This is a genomic window from Maribacter sp. UH1 (assembly GCF_056839145.1).
Genome location: NZ_CM166387.1, coordinates 633,834 through 651,670, shown reverse-complemented (window position 1 = coordinate 651,670; position 17,837 = coordinate 633,834). Strand labels below are relative to the sequence as shown.

The 17,837-nt window shown below is 34.5% G+C and carries 16 protein-coding genes; 9 read left to right on the top strand and 7 right to left on the bottom strand.

Translation table 11 applies throughout. The features are described from left to right. Nucleotides 1–41 precede the first annotated feature (41 nt). From glgB to speD, 6 genes are all read left to right on the top strand, one after another. Complete coding sequence (gene glgB / locus UH1x_RS02865) at nt 42–1,937, top strand: 1,4-alpha-glucan branching protein GlgB (RefSeq protein ID WP_482624948.1); 1,896 nt, start codon at nt 42–44, stop codon at nt 1,935–1,937. 83 nt (nt 1,938–2,020) lie between these two features. Beyond that, entirely contained in the window at nt 2,021–4,423 is a 2,403-nt protein-coding gene (locus tag UH1x_RS02860) for a glycoside hydrolase family 31 protein (RefSeq protein ID WP_482624944.1), read from the top strand. A gap of 36 nt (nt 4,424–4,459) precedes the next feature. Continuing rightward, entirely contained in the window at nt 4,460–5,269 is an 810-nt protein-coding gene (locus tag UH1x_RS02855) for a M48 family metallopeptidase (RefSeq protein ID WP_036155747.1), read from the top strand. A gap of 60 nt (nt 5,270–5,329) precedes the next feature. Then, entirely contained in the window at nt 5,330–6,679 is a 1,350-nt protein-coding gene (locus UH1x_RS02850; RefSeq protein WP_482624942.1) for an MFS transporter, read from the top strand. A gap of 50 nt (nt 6,680–6,729) precedes the next feature. Next, the gene (locus UH1x_RS02845) at nt 6,730–7,266 is read left to right on the top strand and encodes a hypothetical protein (protein ID WP_482624940.1); all 537 of its coding nucleotides are present in this window, start codon (nt 6,730–6,732) and stop codon (nt 7,264–7,266) included. Between the two features lie 22 nt (nt 7,267–7,288). Continuing rightward, nucleotides 7,289–7,663, top strand: a complete 375-nt coding sequence (gene speD / locus UH1x_RS02840; RefSeq protein ID WP_482624938.1) for an adenosylmethionine decarboxylase — start codon at nt 7,289–7,291, stop codon at nt 7,661–7,663. Here speD and UH1x_RS02835 read toward each other — a convergent pair. Together UH1x_RS02835 and UH1x_RS02830 are read right to left on the bottom strand one after the other, a co-directional pair. Then, entirely contained in the window at nt 7,656–8,858 is a 1,203-nt protein-coding gene (locus UH1x_RS02835) for a glutathionylspermidine synthase family protein (protein ID WP_482624936.1), read from the bottom strand. The genes speD and UH1x_RS02835 overlap by 8 nt on opposite strands. Further along, a complete protein-coding gene (locus UH1x_RS02830) occupies nt 8,797–9,363 on the bottom strand; it encodes a Cj0371 family chemotaxis-regulating polar lipoprotein (protein ID WP_482624934.1) in 567 nt (188 codons plus the stop codon). Before UH1x_RS02830 ends, UH1x_RS02835 begins: the two co-directional genes overlap by 62 nt. A 51-nt stretch (nt 9,364–9,414) precedes the next feature. Between UH1x_RS02830 and UH1x_RS02825 the strand changes: the two genes are divergently transcribed. After that, nucleotides 9,415–10,941 carry a polyamine aminopropyltransferase gene (locus UH1x_RS02825; RefSeq protein WP_482624932.1) on the top strand — a complete coding sequence of 509 codons (1,527 nt, stop codon included), beginning with the start codon at nt 9,415–9,417 and terminating at the stop codon, nt 10,939–10,941. A gap of 57 nt (nt 10,942–10,998) precedes the next feature. On the opposite strand, the gene UH1x_RS02820 is transcribed toward UH1x_RS02825, so the two are convergent. Genes UH1x_RS02820 through UH1x_RS02805 form a run of 4 tightly spaced genes read right to left on the bottom strand, consistent with a single transcriptional unit; the run spans nt 10,999 to nt 13,944 of the window. Further along, complete coding sequence (locus UH1x_RS02820) at nt 10,999–11,724, bottom strand: head GIN domain-containing protein (RefSeq protein ID WP_482624930.1); 726 nt, start codon at nt 11,722–11,724, stop codon at nt 10,999–11,001. A 30-nt stretch (nt 11,725–11,754) separates the two neighbouring features. Continuing rightward, on the bottom strand, nt 11,755–12,846 hold the full coding sequence (locus UH1x_RS02815; protein ID WP_482624928.1) for a DUF4097 family beta strand repeat-containing protein: 1,092 nt from the start codon (nt 12,844–12,846) through the stop codon (nt 11,755–11,757). Further along, entirely contained in the window at nt 12,827–13,390 is a 564-nt protein-coding gene (locus UH1x_RS02810) for a hypothetical protein (RefSeq protein WP_036155746.1), read from the bottom strand. Before UH1x_RS02810 ends, UH1x_RS02815 begins: the two co-directional genes overlap by 20 nt. Continuing rightward, nucleotides 13,390–13,944: an RNA polymerase sigma factor gene (locus UH1x_RS02805; protein ID WP_396633835.1), complete on the bottom strand. Its 555-nt coding sequence runs from the start codon at nt 13,942–13,944 to the stop codon at nt 13,390–13,392. The genes UH1x_RS02810 and UH1x_RS02805 overlap by 1 nt, the downstream gene beginning before the upstream one ends. Nucleotides 13,945–14,205: 261 nt before the next feature. Between UH1x_RS02805 and lon the strand changes: the two genes are divergently transcribed. Both lon and cmk read left to right on the top strand, forming a co-directional pair. After that, entirely contained in the window at nt 14,206–16,656 is a 2,451-nt protein-coding gene (gene lon / locus UH1x_RS02800) for an endopeptidase La (RefSeq protein ID WP_482624926.1), read from the top strand. Nucleotides 16,657–16,684: 28 nt separating this feature from the next. Beyond that, the gene (gene cmk, locus UH1x_RS02795) at nt 16,685–17,380 is read left to right on the top strand and encodes a (d)CMP kinase (protein ID WP_482624925.1); all 696 of its coding nucleotides are present in this window, start codon (nt 16,685–16,687) and stop codon (nt 17,378–17,380) included. A gap of 50 nt (nt 17,381–17,430) precedes the next feature. On the opposite strand, the gene UH1x_RS02790 is transcribed toward cmk, so the two are convergent. Next, the gene (locus tag UH1x_RS02790) at nt 17,431–17,811 is read right to left on the bottom strand and encodes a LysM peptidoglycan-binding domain-containing protein (protein WP_405413775.1); all 381 of its coding nucleotides are present in this window, start codon (nt 17,809–17,811) and stop codon (nt 17,431–17,433) included. Nucleotides 17,812–17,837: the final 26 nt, after the last annotated feature.

Here is a 17,837-nt window from a genome sequence, read left to right as displayed (position 1 = left end):
TCTTTAAAAGATGATTAGCTTTACAAAAATAAACACTCCATATGCCCAACGTTCAAGTTCACTCACTTTTTACTGATTTTGATATTGATCTTTTTAAAGGAGGTAAGCATTATCGACTTTATGAAAAATTGGGATCACATTTGGTAGAAGTAGATGGAATAGCCGGTACTTACTTTGCTGTATGGGCGCCGTCCGCAAAATCTGTATCTGTTGTTGGTAATTTCAATTCATGGAACGTGGAGGAACACCAATTAAATGTTAGATGGGATTCTAGCGGTATTTGGGAAGGATTTATACCTAATATTGGAAAAGGTGAAATCTATAAATATAAGATACAGTCTAATAACAATGATATTTGGACAGAGAAAGCAGACCCTTTTGCAAGATATTGTGAGCACCCACCAAATACAGCATCTATAATTTGGACTGCCGAGCATGATTGGAAAGATGATGCTTGGATGGGGTATAGAAAAGATAAAAACGGATTGGATAAGCCATACTCCGTTTATGAAGTGCATTTAGGGTCATGGAAGAAAAATGCCGAAAATAAGTTTTTGACCTATAAAGAGTTTGCAATAGATCTTGTTAATTATGTAAAGGAAATGGGGTATACCCATGTTGAATTTATGCCTGTTATGGAGTATCCTTATGATCCATCTTGGGGCTATCAGCTTACGGGTTATTTCGCACCAACATCAAGATTTGGTTCTCCAGAAGAATTCAAGTTTTTGGTAGATGCCTTTCATCAAAATGATATAGGAGTAATTTTAGATTGGGTACCTTCTCATTTTCCAGAAGATGCGCATGGGCTAGGTTTTTTTGATGGTTCAAATTTATATGAGCATCCAGATAGAAGAAAGGGGTATCATACAGATTGGAAAAGTCTGATCTTTAACTACGGTAGAAATGAAGTTAGGGCCTTTCTTATAAGTAATGCCATTTTTTGGTTAGATCAGTTTCATGTAGACGGTCTACGAGTAGATGCTGTGGCTTCTATGCTGTACTTAGATTATTCTAGGGAAGATGGAGAATGGGAGCCAAACATGTATGGTAACAACGAGAATTTAGAGGCGATGTCATTTATACGTGAATTGAATGAGGCCGTATATTCTAATTTTGAAGGTGTGCAGACCATTGCTGAAGAATCTACTGCATTTACTGGTGTGTCTAAGCCTGTGGAACACGGAGGATTGGGTTTTGGTATGAAGTGGATGATGGGTTGGATGCACGATACGTTGCAATTCTTTCAAAAAGAACCCATTTATAGAAAACACCACCAAAATGATTTAACCTTTAGTATGACCTATGCGTTTACCGAGCATTTTATGTTGCCTTTTTCCCATGATGAGGTTGTTTATGGTAAACAGTCATTAGTATATAGAATGCCAGGAGACGAATGGCAACGTTTTGCGAATCTACGATTGTTGTTTGGGTATATGTTTACACACCCGGGTACCAAATTAATGTTCATGGGTGGTGAATTCGGTCAAACGGCAGAATGGAATTTTGAGCAAAGTTTAGACTGGCATTTATTGCAGTACGATGGGCATAAAGGAATTCAAGATTTTGTAAAGGACTTAAACCATTTATATAAAAGCTCACCGGCTTTGTATGAAAAGCAATTTAGTCCAGAAGGTTTTCAATGGATAGATTACGGTGATCACGAAAATTCTGTATTGACTTATGTACGTAAAGGTCATGATGAAAAGAACGATTTAATTATAGCGTGTAATTTCACCCCTGTGCCAAGAGAAAATTATAGAATAGGAAACCCTAAAAAGGGAAAATTAACAGAGGTATTAAATAGTGATGATGCCAAATATGGTGGTGGCGGTAATGTCAACGGCAAAGTAAAATCATCTAGTAAAGCATCTCATGGTTTTAAAAAGTCTATAGAAATTACTATTCCGCCTTTAGGTATTGTAATACTGAAATAACTTAAGGCAATTGCACGATATTTGGGCAATTTTAAAGTGTTTCTGTAGTTCTAATAATTTGATATTTTTTAATTTATAAGTTCATGATTACAAATACAGAGCTTGAGTATAAAGGTAATTTATACCCAAACCATATCGTTGAATTTTCACAAGACTCAGATAAATTATACTTCACTACAGACAACGGTGTTGTCTTACAGATAACCATTTTAAGAGGTAGCATTATTCGTTTTAGATATGCTACAAATTATAATTTTGAACCAGATTTCTCATACGCTATAGACCCAGATGCTACTATGGGGTATAGTAAGCTAGAAGTTGTAGAGAATGACACGGAGTATATTATATCTACTGCAAGACTGAGTGTTTTGGTAGATAAGATGACCCTAAGAACCCAGATTTCTGATTTAGAGGGTAATATCATCTGTGAAGATGAGCTAGGTTTTCATTGGGAAGAGAATTATGAGTACGGTGGTAATACCGTAAAATTGAGCAAAATAACCCAATCAGGAGAAAGTTTTTATGGTATGGGTGATAAGGCCATGCATAGTAATCTAAAGGGTAAAAGAGTAGAGAATTGGGTAACCGATCAATTTGCATTTGCAAAAGAGCAAGACCCACTTTATAAGGCAATACCATTTTATGTGGGCTTGAATAAGGGTAAAGCTTACGGTATTTATTTTGATAACAGTTTTAGAACAGGTTTCGATTTTTCTCAGGAACGAAGAAATATAACCAGCTTTTGGGCAGATGGTGGTGAAATGAATTATTACTTCATTTTTGGACCGGATATGTCAAAAGTAGTTAGCTCATATTCAAGTCTTACCGGTACGCCGGAGTTACCGCCAATGTGGGCATTAGGTTTTCATCAATCTAAATGGAGTTATTATCCAGAAAGTAATGTAAAAGATATTACAGGTGAGTTTAGAAGATTGCAAATACCTTGCGATGCCATCTATTTAGATATAGATTATATGGATGGTTTTAGATGTTTTACTTGGGATAAAGAACATTTTCCTGATCCAAAGAGAATGATCTCTGAACTGGAAGAAGACGGTTTTAAAACTGTAGTGATGATTGATCCGGGTATAAAAGTGGATCGTGATTATTGGATATATAATGAAGCATTAGAAAATGATTATTTCTGTAAAAGGGGAGATGGTCCTTTAATGCATGGTAAGGTGTGGCCTGGGGAATGTAATTTTCCAGATTTTACAAATCCTGCCGTGCGTGAGTGGTGGGCAGAGTTATATAAAGAGTTTATGTCAGAATTAGGTGTACATGCCGTTTGGAATGATATGAATGAACCGGCAGTAATGGAAGTCCCCACAAAAACGGCACCTTTAGATACGCGTCATGATTATGATGGTCACCCCTGTACACACCGTAAAGCTCATAACGTTTACGGTATGCAAATGGTTAGGGCAACCTATGAAGGCGTTAAGAAATATGTATATCCAAAACGACCATTTGTAATAACAAGAGCCGCATTTGCCGGTACACAAAGATATTCTTCTACTTGGACAGGAGATAACGTTGCTACTTGGGAGCATTTATGGATAGCCAACGTACAGGTACAGCGTATGTGTTTAAGTGGATATTCTTTTGTAGGGTCAGACATAGGAGGATTTGCCGAACAACCAGACGGAGAGTTATTTGCGAGATGGATCCAGTTGGGTATTTTTCATCCGTTTTGTAGAGTACATTCAAGTGGCGATCATGGTGATCAAGAACCATGGTCATTTGGTACAGAGATTACAGATATCGTTAGAAAATTTGTAAATCTACGTTATCAATTGTTGCCGTATTTATACACTATGTTTTATAAATACACAAAAGAGAACATACCAATGATCCAGTCTTTGGTGTTCTTTGATCAAGAAGACAATCAAACCCATTTTAGAACGGATGAGTTTATATTTGGAGAAAAAATATTAGTTTGTCCTATACAAGAACCTAATGCGCAAGGGCGTAGAATGTACATCCCTAGAGGAGATTGGTATGACTTTTGGACTAACGAACATGTAGAAGGAGGAAAAGAGAAGTGGGTAACGGCGGAAATAGATATGATTCCTATTTTTGTAAAAGCCGGATCTATAATTCCTAAATACCCCATTCAACAATATGTGGGAGAAAAGAAGATAGAAGAATTAGTTTTAGAAGTGTATTATATTGAAGGTACTGAAGCTTCAGAGGTATATGAGGATGCAGACAATGGTTATGATTATAAAAAAGGGCGATATTCTTTAAGTAATTATAAGTTGACCGGAAAAGATAATTCTTTGACTATACAGTTATTCAAAGATGGTACTTATGACACGGAGTATTCTAAAATGAAGCTTAATTTTCATGGTCTTCCGTTTGAGATTGAAAAGGTGATGATAGATAATGAAGAGGTGTTGTTACATACCATATCAACCAATGATAATCACGATTTGCTAATAGACAAAAATTTTACGCTATTGCATTTATCCGGAAAACAATAACTTTGTAGCTTATAACCGTTAACTAAAAATAATAATATGAGAAAATTAGTATTAATACTTTTCGTCTTTATTGGCGTTTCTGCTTGTAAGGTAAACCCCTTTACAGGTCAAAAAACTTTGAACTTTTATCCAAATAGTCAGGTGTTTCCATCAGCATTTGCGCAATATGATCAATTTTTAACCGAGAATAAGGTGGTGACTGGGACAGCAGATGCTCAAATGATTACAAGAGTTGGTCAGCGTATCTCTAGTGCTGCAGAGCGTTGGTTGACAGCAAACGGACATCCGGGCTATTTGGCAGATTATAAATGGGAATATAATTTGGTGAATGATGAAACTGTAAATGCTTGGTGTATGCCAGGGGGTAAAATCGTTTTTTACACAGGTATACTGCCTATTACACAAACGGAAACAGGTGTTGCCGTGGTAATGGGTCATGAAGTAGCACATGCTTTAGCTGATCATGGTGCACAACGTATGAGTGCTGGTACTTTGCAACAAGTAGGTGCAGTTGCAGGTAATGTGGCAATCAAAAATCAACAAACTTTAGGATTGTTCAATCAGGCTTATGGTGTAGGAACACAGTATTTAGGTATGTTGCCATTTAGTAGAAGCCACGAAACGGAAGCAGATAGAATAGGCTTACAGATTATGGCCATAGCAGGTTATGATCCTTATGAAGCTGCGGAATTGTGGAAAAGAATGAAAGCTAACAGTGGAGGAGAGGCACCGCCAGAATTCATGAGTACGCACCCTTCTAATGACACAAGAATAAATAACTTAACAGCTTGGGCTCCAGATGCGGAAGCAGAAGCTGCTAAATTTGGTGTAACCAGTTTCAAGTAAACAATAAGGATTATTGTATATTGAAGCCGTTCAGAAATGAACGGCTTTTTATTTTTATATATGGGAAAAACTATAGTTGCAAAAGGGAGTAAAAAATTATTGAACGCATGGGCCTTTTATGACTGGGCAAATTCAGTGTATACCCTGACGATAGCCTCCTCTATTTTCCCTATTTATTATTCTACACTCTTTGCTTCTAAAGATGAGTTGGTTTCTGCTTTTGGTTTTGATATGAAACAGACCGTACTCATTTCTATAGTTACGGCCTTTACCTTTCTTGTCGTTGCATTTTTATCACCTGTATTATCAGGTATTGCAGATTATGTAGGCAACAAGAAAATGTTCATGAAGTTCTTCTGCTATACCGGCAGCATAGGTTGTATGGGTTTGTATTGGTTTGATCTTGAGCAAATTCATTTAAGTCTTTTATCTTATTTCATGGGATTAATAGGATATTGGGGAAGTCTTGTTTTCTATAATTCTTATTTGCCCGACATTGCTTTTGAAGATCAGCAAGATAGTATTAGCGCAAAAGGATTTTCATTGGGGTATTTTGGTAGTGTTCTTTTATTGTTGTTGAACTTGGCCATGGTCATGAAACCGGAATGGTTTGGATTTGATATAGGGGAAACAGAAGACACTTTAAATTTGGCTAAGGTAGAAGCAATGAGAATATCGTTTATAACGGTTGGGGTATGGTGGTTGCTTTTTAGTCAATATACATTTTGGGTATTGCCGAAAGGAGTAGGGAAAGGGCATAAAATAACGCGTGATGTTTTCTTTAATGGTATTAAAGAACTTAAAGTGGTTTGGAGTCAATTGAAACAAAATGAAAGACTAAAACGTTATTTATACGCTTTTTTTGTATTCAGTATGGCTGTTCAAACAATTATGCTCGTTGCGGTATATTTTGGAGAAAAAGAAATTGCTTGGGGTACGGAAAGCGAAAAAACTACAGGTTTGATCATTAGTGTATTGGTTATACAATTGGTAGCAATTGTTGGTGCTGTAATCACCTCTAGGGCATCTGATAAATATGGTAATATTAAAACCCTGATCGTAATAAATGCAATTTGGATGTTGCTATGCGTCTATGCGTATTTCATGGTTACACCTACGCAATTTTACATAGCTGCGGGTTTTGTTGGTTTGGTAATGGGTGGTGTTCAGTCGTTAGGGAGATCAACTTATTCAAAATTTTTACCGGAAACAGAAGATACTACCTCGTACTTTAGTTTTTATGATGTTGCCGAAAAAATTGGAATAGTCATTGGTATGGCACTTTTTGCTATAATAGATCAGGTCAGTAATATGCGATATGCCATTTTGTTTTTGTTCGTATTCTTTTTAGGAGGGATTTTGTTATTGTTACGTGTGCCAAAAGAAAAGGTTGAACCTGAAAATTATTAAGTATATTAGCATTAATAAAATAACCTAGTACAACCAGTAAACCATTAACAATGAAATATTTATTTACTCTTTTAAGTTTGTCGCTATTATTAGTCTCATGTGGTACGGATAGTGTTGATTTAGCTATTGATAATCCAACTACAGAACCTGTTATCATCAAAGTAGACACATTAGAGGTAGAAATACCGGCAGAGCAAGTAGTTTGGGTTGAGATGGGCAAAGGAATGCATTCATTGACCTTAAAAAACGATAGTATTGTTGATTTTAATTTTCAATCTGATGTTTACATGGTAAATCCGACTTTGACCGAATACTTAATGACGGGCGAATACTACGGTGATAATAATTCATATGAAATATACCAATTAACAAATAAAAGAACTGTAGAGTTTTTAGGTATTGAGCTTGAAGGTGATTACGCTATTGTAAATGGATTAATTAATCCTGTTACTTGGGATTATGGACCACGAGAAAGTTTACCTGAAACAGTACAAATGGAATCTACTGCAGGTTATGAGGTGCTTCAAAAATTATTTTCTCCTATAGAATTCATTAATTTGGTTTCTGCATCAAGAGAGCAAGAGTAATTAAAACTTAAATCTTTAAATTTTGTTTATAGGTATTCATGCTACTTGGGATGTTTATAATTGTAATGCTGAAAAGCTTTCTTATGTCCCTTACATAAAAGAATCATTACATACTATAACGGCTACACTTAACTTAGAAGAATTAAATGAAGCTTTTAAGCAATTTGAGCCTATTGGGGTAACAGGTTTTATTCTTTTGGCAGAAAGTCATATTAGTATACATACTTGGCCAGAGCATAATTATGCGGCTGTAGATGTATTTTCTTGTAAAGAATTTGATGCAAATGTAGTTACCGCTTTGTTGAAAAAGCTTTTTGAATCTAACAAAATAGAGCTAAACAAATTGAACAGAGGCTCGTTGGATTTGGTGAGATCTTCCAGTTTGGATATTAAATGATATAGTGAGAAATAAATTCACAATCATCTGATATTATTGGGTTTTCTTCGGCACGCAGGTTTAGGGCAGAAGGTTTATCTGTAAAGAACAAACCTGTTTGATAATAATAATTCTCCATATCTTTTTCTAAAGGATAATATTTTTGATATACTTTATCTTGATTTGCAAAATCACCTTTAGATTTAGAATTCAATTTGCCGTTAATGTCTATATTTTCACCTAATCTACCGTAAACTGGTTTACTTACAAAATCATTAAAATTAGGTGTGTTCAGATATGTCTTTGCTATAATATCATTAGGGAAGTGTTCCGTAATATAGCTCATGAATTTTTTATTTTGCCAAATAGCGCTATAAGGCGGATTCAAAACCGAACATAGGTCTTTACATATGATATTAGATAATTCTTTGGCTAGTTTGGGTTCTTCATTGAACATCCAATCCCATGGAATCATTTTAAACCAAACATCTACCATTTGGTATTCGCCATTTATTTCATATAGAATTCCATTTTCTTCAGAAAAAATAACATCCTCGAGATTTACATAAAATGCTTTGTACCCCTTTTCATGGGCTATGTCCAGTATAGAATTTACATTTAATACATCTTCTTTATAACCGAAGGATGAGCCAAGAATAAAAGGGTTTGAGTGATCTATGGTGCTTTTTAAATTGTGTAATATGTTGCCAATATCTTTAGATAAGTTATTGAATTGACTATCATTATTGCCCTTTAGTTCCTTGTTTTGTAAAGATTGCCAATGAATGGTTTCTGGTAATGTGCTACAGGTGTCTGCATTAAATTCTATTACATGCGTATCCCTTTGTTTAATACCGCCATTGATATCAAATCTTCCATATAGAAATGGATGCTTGCTTCTGTCTCTCCAAGTATGACGAATACAGTCATGAAAAAAGTCAGGGATACCTAAATCACCTAATTTATTCTCATTAATTATTTTCTCAGTTGCTTTTTCGAATAAGGTAAAAGTCGCTGTGCTAGTTTTTTTAAAATTTTCTACTTCAAAATTATAAAGTCCTAGTAATTCTTCAGTAAAATAATCTTGTTTTAAATACCAGAGTAAATGATGAGATACATCTTTTTTTTTAAGTCGTTTTATTTCTTTAAAACGACTATCCTCCAAACGATCTAAACGATCTTCCACTTCCGTATCCTTTTGATGATGCTCCTGCAACTCTAATTTTTCTAGAAGTGGCAGAGCTTTTTAAATCCTTTTTTAAATCTGTTGATTTGTTGTAAGCAGTAGAATTCTTGTAGTAACTTGAATTTGGAGTTACGTTAGATAGATTTCTATTAAAATAAGATGACGCTAATGAGTAGTATAAAATTGATCTTAATCCAGATCTGTTTCGGTAACTACTTTCATTAGAATTATTATCAATTTTCGCTAATGATAAAGTATCTATTTGTCCATCTAAACCATGCACTATGGCAATGGAATTTTCTTTTTTATCAATGATGCGTTCATCGATTATTTTATAATCATCACCTGGTTCAATTTCTTCAACTTCAGTTACGGTGCCTTTAGTAGCCTCGTATATTGTTTTTTCTTCAGAATCCTTAATTCTAGGGCTTCCATCATTATCACCACAACTGGTCAATAAAATAGAACTACTTAAAGCGGTGGTTAACATCAATTTTCTTGAAAATGCCAATCCAGTCATCATTTTTTTATTCATCTTTGAAACTGTTTTCTGTAGTAGAATGAGAATCAAACTTAACTAAATTTTATGAGAAATAGAGTACTTATTTCGTTTGCTGTTTTTATTGCTGGGCTTTGTTCTATTATATATGAACTTTTGATCAGTACAACGGCAACATATTTTTTAGGTGATGGTGTTAGACAGTTTTCTGTTATTATAGGTGTTTATCTGTTTTCAATGGGTATTGGAGCGTTCTTGTCCAAATATTTAAGAGACATGCCTTTAAAGTTTTTTGTGCATATCGAATTTTTGTTAGGTCTAATTGGGGGTATATCAGTTCCTCTACTTTTTTATTCCTTTGTTTCGGTTAATGCCCTGGCGTTACAAATTATATGTTTGGTTATTATACTGCTAATAGGTCTTTTAACGGGTATGGAAGTTCCGTTACTAACATTTGTCTCTAATGAAGTTGACTTTAAAAATAATTTATCTAATGTTCTGTCTTTAGATTACATAGGTGGATTAATTGCTACATTATTATTTCCATTTATTTTATTGCCTTTTGTGGGGTTGTACTATTCCTCGTTGATTTTTGGTATAATCAATATTGTTTTAGGTTTAGCATTAAATCATTTCCTATTACAGAAATCTAAAAAAACATTATTGTTAGGCTTAGCTTCAATGACCGTACTTATTGTGCTGGTCGTTTTTGGAGGTAAATTTTTAAAAATTTGGGATCAAGCAATTTACAAAAACCCAATAGTATTAAATGAACAAACACCATATCAGAAAATTGTTGTTACAAAAAAGCAGGAAGATGTAAGGTTATATTTAAATAGAGTTATTCAATTTTCATCTTCTGACGAGTATAGGTACCATGAGCCTTTAGTTCATATTCCAATTTCATTACATGATAACCCAAAATCTGTATTGATTCTTGGTGGAGGTGAAAATCTAGCTAGTAGAGAGGTTTTAAAGCACCCAGGTATCACACAGGTAGATGTTGTGGACATAGATAGTACAATGTTCCATTTGGCTAAAAGAAACCCTTATTTCATGAAAATAAATAATGGTGCAGCTAAGGATAAGCGTGTTAATTTAATAGCGGAAGACGCATTTACATTTCTTCATACAGAAGCTAAGGGTTATGATATTATAATTGCTGATTTGCCGGACCCTACAAACGAAGCTTTGGCAAGATTGTACAGCAAACAGTTTTTTTTGCTTGCCAAACAACGTTTGAATAAAAATGGATTATTTGTAACTCAGTCAGGCGAAATATACTTTTCAAATTCTGTTTTCAGTTGTATAAATAACACATTGTCGCCAATTTATAAATATGTAAAGCCATATCACTCTTATATACCGTCTTTTGGTGATTGGGGTTTTGTAATAGCCAGTGATGATAGAATAGAAGAGGAGAATATGAAATCAGCCCTACCAACGGATTTGAAATTTTTGACAGATAATCAGTTTCAAATGGCCTTTCAGTTTCCTAAGGATATTACGATTAAAGAAACAAAAGTGAATACTTTAGATAGTCCTATTATTCTAAATTATTTTATTGATGATTGGAATAAATGGAAAACCGATTTACAGTCTGGTACAAAATAAAAAGACTTCTTTTAAAAAGAAGTCTTTTTTAGCTGCTCGATTTTTGATTGCCTAGTATTAGTCTTTTGAAATATTACCAGACCCTGAAGTTTTGGTATTTATTTTTTCAGGATTGCCTCTGTAGGTAATGTCACCAGAGCCCGATACACGAGCTTTAATAGATTTTTTTGCTGTTACTTCTATATCTGCAGAACCAGAAACTGTGGCTTCTACGTTGTCTGCTTCCAGATCAAAAGCCTCTATATCTCCACTGCCAGAGATTGTAGCTTCAAAGTCGCCTGTAGTTCCGCTTAGGTTAATGTTTCCTGATCCGGACATAGATGTGGAAATTGAATTAGAATCTATATCTAAAGTAATATCTCCTGATCCTGACATTGCGGTACTGAATTTATCTGCTTTAATTTTTGTTTTTCCAACGATATCACCAGAACCAGACATAGCAACATGGCTAATTGATTCTACTGGTATTGTAATATGAATTCCAGATTTCCAATTACTTGATTTTAAGTTAACGCCTTTTTTTGTTTTAATGACCAATTTGCCGTCATTTACTTCGGTAATAATGTATTCCAATAGATTTTCTTCTCCTTCTAAGGTAATTTCTCCTTCGTTGCCAGAAACCAAGTCAACATCGAACCAGCCAGATACGGCTACCCCATCATAATCACCGGTGTTTCTTTCAATAGTAACATTGTTTCCATTTCCTTTAATGGTCTTTCCCCATTGTGCTGAACAGGAAAGGGATATGAATCCCGCACATAATAATAAACTTAATTTTTTCATGATTTTCATTTTTAATTGATTGATTGATATTTATTTTTTTGTAAAATTTATTCCACCATAATCACTGGACAATGTCATTCTATTACCACTTCCTTTAGAGCCGTAAAAGCCTTCGTAATGTTTATCGGAAGATTTTTCAGTACTGATGTTAATAGTAAAATCGTCTTTTCCGCTAACTCCAGAATAACTAGTAGATATGTCAAAATCAAAATGATATCCGCTGTTGTACCCAATTTTTATTCCCGTATAGTCTGTTCTTATTTCTACGTTACCGGCATCCGCCGCTAGTTCGTTGATACGTACAGAACCATAGTCGGCACGGATGGACACATCACCATGAACAACACCTAGTTTTACGGTTATATAGTCGCCGTTACCATCTATATCTTTTAATTCAGAAACATCCATATTTCCATAATTACTGGTGTATTCCAAATTATCCATAGTACCAATGTTGGCGTCTGTGTAATCGGCATTTATAGCAAGGTTTCCGGCTTTGTCAATAGTAAAACCAGAGTAGTCAGCTCTAATTTCGGCACTGTTGATATAGCCTATTGTAGATTTAGAAGTATAATCGAAATTTAATTTATTGTTGCGCCCTCTAAGCTCTCCTAATTCTAGTCTACCGTAGTCACAACTAATTCTGGCATGACCATCTATTCTATCTAATATGATATTACCATAGTCGTTACTAAGGTCTACATTGTTTTTAACCGGCACTTTAATAGTGTAGTTGATCTGCATATTAACATTGTTATTATTCCCCCAGCTCCATCCCCAGCCATTACTACTTTTGTTAAAAATAGTTTCTGCAGATACGCGTTCGCTACTAGCTTCAAAGTCAACAGATATTTCATCCAATTTTTTCTGAACTTTATCTTCGTTGTTTCCGTTGGTCTTAATATGAACTTCAATAACGACCCTATTCTCGTTCCATGAAGTAATATTTAAATTTCCATAAGAGTTATCTATTTTGAGTAAAGCGTTGGCGTTAACGTTGAACTCTTTTTTTATGGTTTTCTCTCTTGTATGCTTACCGTCAAAAGAGGTGTTATTGGCAGTAGCGACTGTTGTGAAGGCTAGCATTAATAGCCAAGTATATTTATATAGTAAAGTTTTCATCATTCGATTTTTTAATTGATTTAATATTTTCAATCTGTATCATTACCTCGTTTAAAAGGTCTATTCTAGTTTGGAAATTGGTGATCATAGCGCTTAGTATTAATTTACTGTTACCACCGTTTAAAAGGTCTTGTTCCATTTTTGTATAGTTCAATTGAAGTTTTTTCAATTGCGCCATAGTATCATTAATAATTTTTTCTGTTTCTGGTGATTTTTCAGAATTCAGTTCGTTGATTTGCTCTTCGATTAGGTTTGCAAAATAAAATTGGGTCTTAGAAGCTTCAGGTGAAATCTCTGCAACCTGATCTTCAATGCTACTAGCCGTATTAAGTTGAAATATTCCAACAGATAATAGAATAGCAAAAGAAGCGGCAACGGATAAAAATAGCACCCAAGGATTCTTTTTCTTAGGAGCAAGCGTTGCCACACCTTTAGATTCATTTAGTTTTTCTAAAAAACGTAGTTGGTGACCACTGGTGGGTTCCGCATAATCCATTTTGTCCTGTAGCTCAATAAAAAGCTCGTCAATAGTATCTTTCTTCATTAGACAGCGAGTATTAATTTTTTTCTAAGACTTTCTTTAGCTCTTGAAACAGTAGTTCTGCAATTGGCATAGCTAATGTTCATGATTTCGCAAATTTCATCATAATCAAACCCTTCAATTAGATGTAAGGTCAAAGAAATTCTGTAATTGTCTTTTAAATCTTTCATGGTTTCCATCACTTTTTGAGCCTTTAGTTCTGTAAACACATGGTCAGATGCAATTCCGTCATTATCTTCGACCTTGTACAATACTTCATCTAAAGCAACTTCATTCTTTTTTTGTTGCTTTCTATAATGATGAATGCTGTTGTTGATTACAATACGTTTCAACCAAGATCCAAAAGTTACTTCCCCTTTAAAAGTATGCAGTTTCGTAAATGCGCTTAAAAACGATTCTTGCATAATGTCTTCTGCTTGGGCAGTGTCTTTTACGATTCTTAGAGATGTATTGAACATAGCCTTGTAATACCTGTTGTACACTTCTAGCTGTGCACTCTGTTTACCGGCTAAGCACAATTGCACTAGCTCATCAATATGTTCCTTTTGTTGGCTCAAAAAGTGATTGGTTTATTGAAAGATGATTCAATTTACGGTTTGTTACAGTTTGTTAGAATTATTATCAAAAATTCTTTCTTTTTATAAAGTTCAATTTTTAAAATGAAATAAATCAGTTGGCACAAGAATTGAAATACATATGTGCAATTGAAGGTGTAAAAAGCTGTATTCGCTTAGTTTTCATTGCTATTACAGTATTTATGTATAATTTATAAAAATAAAGTTCTGTTCTTTTAATGACAGAATGACCGATATATGAGTATGGAAGATTCTAAATTTTCAAATTTTGACAATATGTCTTTACAAGGAATAGATCAAGATTCTGAGCTAATACCACTTTTGACCCCAGAAGATGAGGAGCAGATGAATAGTGAGACTTTGCCAGAAACATTACCTATTTTACCTTTAAGAAATACAGTACTTTTTCCAGGTGTGGTAATTCCTATTACTGCAGGTAGAGATAAAAGTATACAATTGATAAAAGATGCTAATAATGGCTCTAAGGTTATTGGAGTGGTTTCACAGAAAGATGAGGAAACTGAAAATCCAGATGTGCAGGATATCAATACCTTGGGTACTGTTGCAAGAATACTACGTGTGCTACAAATGCCCGATGGTAACACTACAGTAATTATACAAGGTAAAAAGCGTTTTGAGATTGCTGAGGTATTGACCAAAAAGCCATATTTTACAGCAACGGTAAGGGAGACGGAAGAAGTAAGACCGGAAAAGAACGATAAGGAATTTTTGGCGATAATAGAGTCTATCAAAGAATTGGCTTTAAAAATCATTAGGGATAATCCAAACATTCCTAGTGAAGCATCTTTTGCTATAAAGAATATTCAAAGTAATTCATTCTTGATAAATTTTGTGTCCTCTAATTTGAATTTAGATGTAAAGGCAAAACAGGATTTATTGGAAATTGGTAGCTTACAGGAAAGAGCATTGGCAACATTAAAGTATATGAATGTTGAAATGCAAAAGCTAGAGCTTAAGAATGATATACAGTCTAAAGTTAGAAATGACTTAGATCAACAACAAAGAGAATACTTTTTGCACCAGCAGATGAAAACCATTCAAGAAGAATTGGGTGGCGTTTCTTATGATGAGGAATTAGAGGAGATGAAAATCAAATCTAAAAAGAAGAAGTGGGGTAAAAAGGTAAAAGAGCATTTCGATAAAGAATTAGCTAAAATGAAGCGAATGAATCCCCAAGTTGCGGAGTATTCTATTCAAAGAAACTATTTGGATCTTTTGTTGGAATTACCTTGGAAAGAATATTCTAAAGATAAGTTCGATTTAAAAAGAGCACAGCGCATATTAGATCGTGATCATTATGGTTTAGAAGATGTAAAGAAAAGGATCATTGAATATTTAGCAGTATTAAAACTGCGAAATGATATGAAATCTCCAATTTTATGTCTTTACGGACCTCCGGGAGTTGGTAAAACATCTTTAGGTAAATCTGTTGCGGAGGCATTGGGTAGAGAATATGTACGTATGTCACTTGGTGGATTAAGAGATGAAGCTGAGATTAGAGGTCACCGTAAAACTTACATAGGTGCAATGCCAGGTAGAATTATTCAAAGTCTTAAAAAGGCAGGTACTTCAAATCCTGTATTCATTTTAGATGAGATAGATAAACTATCCAACAGCAATCAAGGTGATCCATCATCTGCAATGTTGGAGGTATTGGATCCTGAGCAGAATAGTGATTTCCATGATAACTTCTTAGAATTGGGTTATGATTTATCTAAGGTTATGTTCGTTGCTACCGCCAATAATCTAGGAAGTATTCAACCGGCACTTAGAGACCGTATGGAGATTATAAATGTTAGTGGATATACCATTGAAGAAAAAGTGGAGATTGCTAAAAAGCATTTATTACCAAAGCAATTAACAGAGCATGGTTTAGATGCTAGTCACTTAAAAATAGGAAAACCACAACTTGAGAAAATTGTTGAAGGGTACACGCGCGAATCTGGAGTGCGTTCTTTAGAAAAGCAAATAGCCAAAATGGTTCGTTATGCGGCTAAATCTATTGCTACGGAAGAAGATTATGATATTAAGGTGAGCAATGAGGATATTATAGAAGTATTGGGCGCGCCAAAAATGGAGCGTAACAAATATGAAAATAATGAGGTTGCAGGTGTGGTTACAGGTTTAGCTTGGACCAGTGTTGGGGGTGATATTTTGTTTATTGAATCTATACTGTCAAAAGGTAAAGGTTCTATGAGTATTACCGGTAACTTAGGTAAAGTCATGAAAGAGTCTGCTACCATTGCCATGGAATACATAAAATCTAATGCAGAACGTTTTGGTATAGATCCGTCTGTATTTGAAAAGTACAATGTACATATTCACGTGCCAGAAGGCGCTACACCAAAAGATGGACCAAGTGCAGGTATTACCATGTTAACTTCTTTAGTTTCTTTGTTTACTCAAAAACGAATAAAAAAGAGTTTGGCAATGACGGGTGAAATTACCTTACGTGGTAAGGTGTTGCCTGTAGGCGGAATAAAAGAAAAAATTCTTGCAGCTAAAAGAGCAAAGATCAAAGAAATTATTCTGTGTGCGGATAATGAGCGTGATATTAAGGAAATTAAAGAATCTTACTTGAAAGGACTTACTTTTCACTACGTAAAAGAAATGTCTGAAGTAATTGATATCGCAATCACAGATGTCAAAGTTAAGAACGCAAAGGAATTATAATCTAGCTTTTCTTTATATTTTTGATACAATGAAAAAAATCACCATTGCAATAGACGGATTCTCTTCTACGGGAAAGAGCACTTTGGCTAAACAACTAGCTAAAAAGTTAGAATATGTATATGTAGATACAGGTGCTATGTACCGTGCTGTTACATTATTTGCTATGAAGTCAGGTTTTATAGATGCAGGTAAAGTAAATGAAGATGCATTGGTAAAATCCTTAGGTGATATTGAACTGAATTTTATTTTTAATTCGGATTTAGGTTTTGCCGAAATGTATTTGAATGGTGAAAATGTAGAGAAAGAAATTAGAACCATGCCGGTATCCAAGAATGTAAGTCCGGTTTCTGTTATAAAAGCTGTACGCGAGAAGTTGGTTGCCATGCAACAGGCAATGGGTGTAGATAAAGGTATAGTTATGGATGGTAGGGATATTGGTACCGTTGTTTTCCCTGATGCGGAACTTAAAATTTTCATGACGGCTTCACCAGAAAAGAGAGCGGTAAGAAGATATAAAGAATTGCTGGATAGGGGAGAAGATGTAGAGTATTCAGATATTCTTGAAAATGTTCAAAAAAGAGATTATATAGATAGTAACCGTGCAATTTCACCTTTAAAAAAGGCAGAAGATGCTATTGAGTTTGATAATAGTGATTTAGGGCTAGAAGACCAGTTTCAAAGAATCTATGAACATTCGCTTCGGGTTATTGAGAAGCAGGCATAAAAAAAGAGGTTAGCATTGCTAACCTCTTTTTATTTATATTCTATTGAATATTATTTGTTTGGAATAACCAATACTTGATCTGGATGAATTACATCCGGATTTTTCAAGATACCCGTATTCGCTTCAAAAATATCTTTGTATTTCATTGCATCACCGTAATAGTGCTTTGCTATTTTACTCAAAGACTCACCGCCTTTTACAACGTGTCTATGATAAACAGAATCATCTTCAACAGAGATATTAGCTTTAATGTCAGAAGGACTTTCACCACCTAGTTGCTTAATTTTATCCCACATTAGGTCTTTTTCATATGGCGTTTTTGCTTGTCCTTTTACTTTAAGAACATCACCTTCAACAGTTACATTACCGTCTTTTATACCTAATTGCTCACCAAGATCCAATACACCTTGATATTTTGCCTTAACACTCATAATTTTACTTTTTTTTAATGGTTATT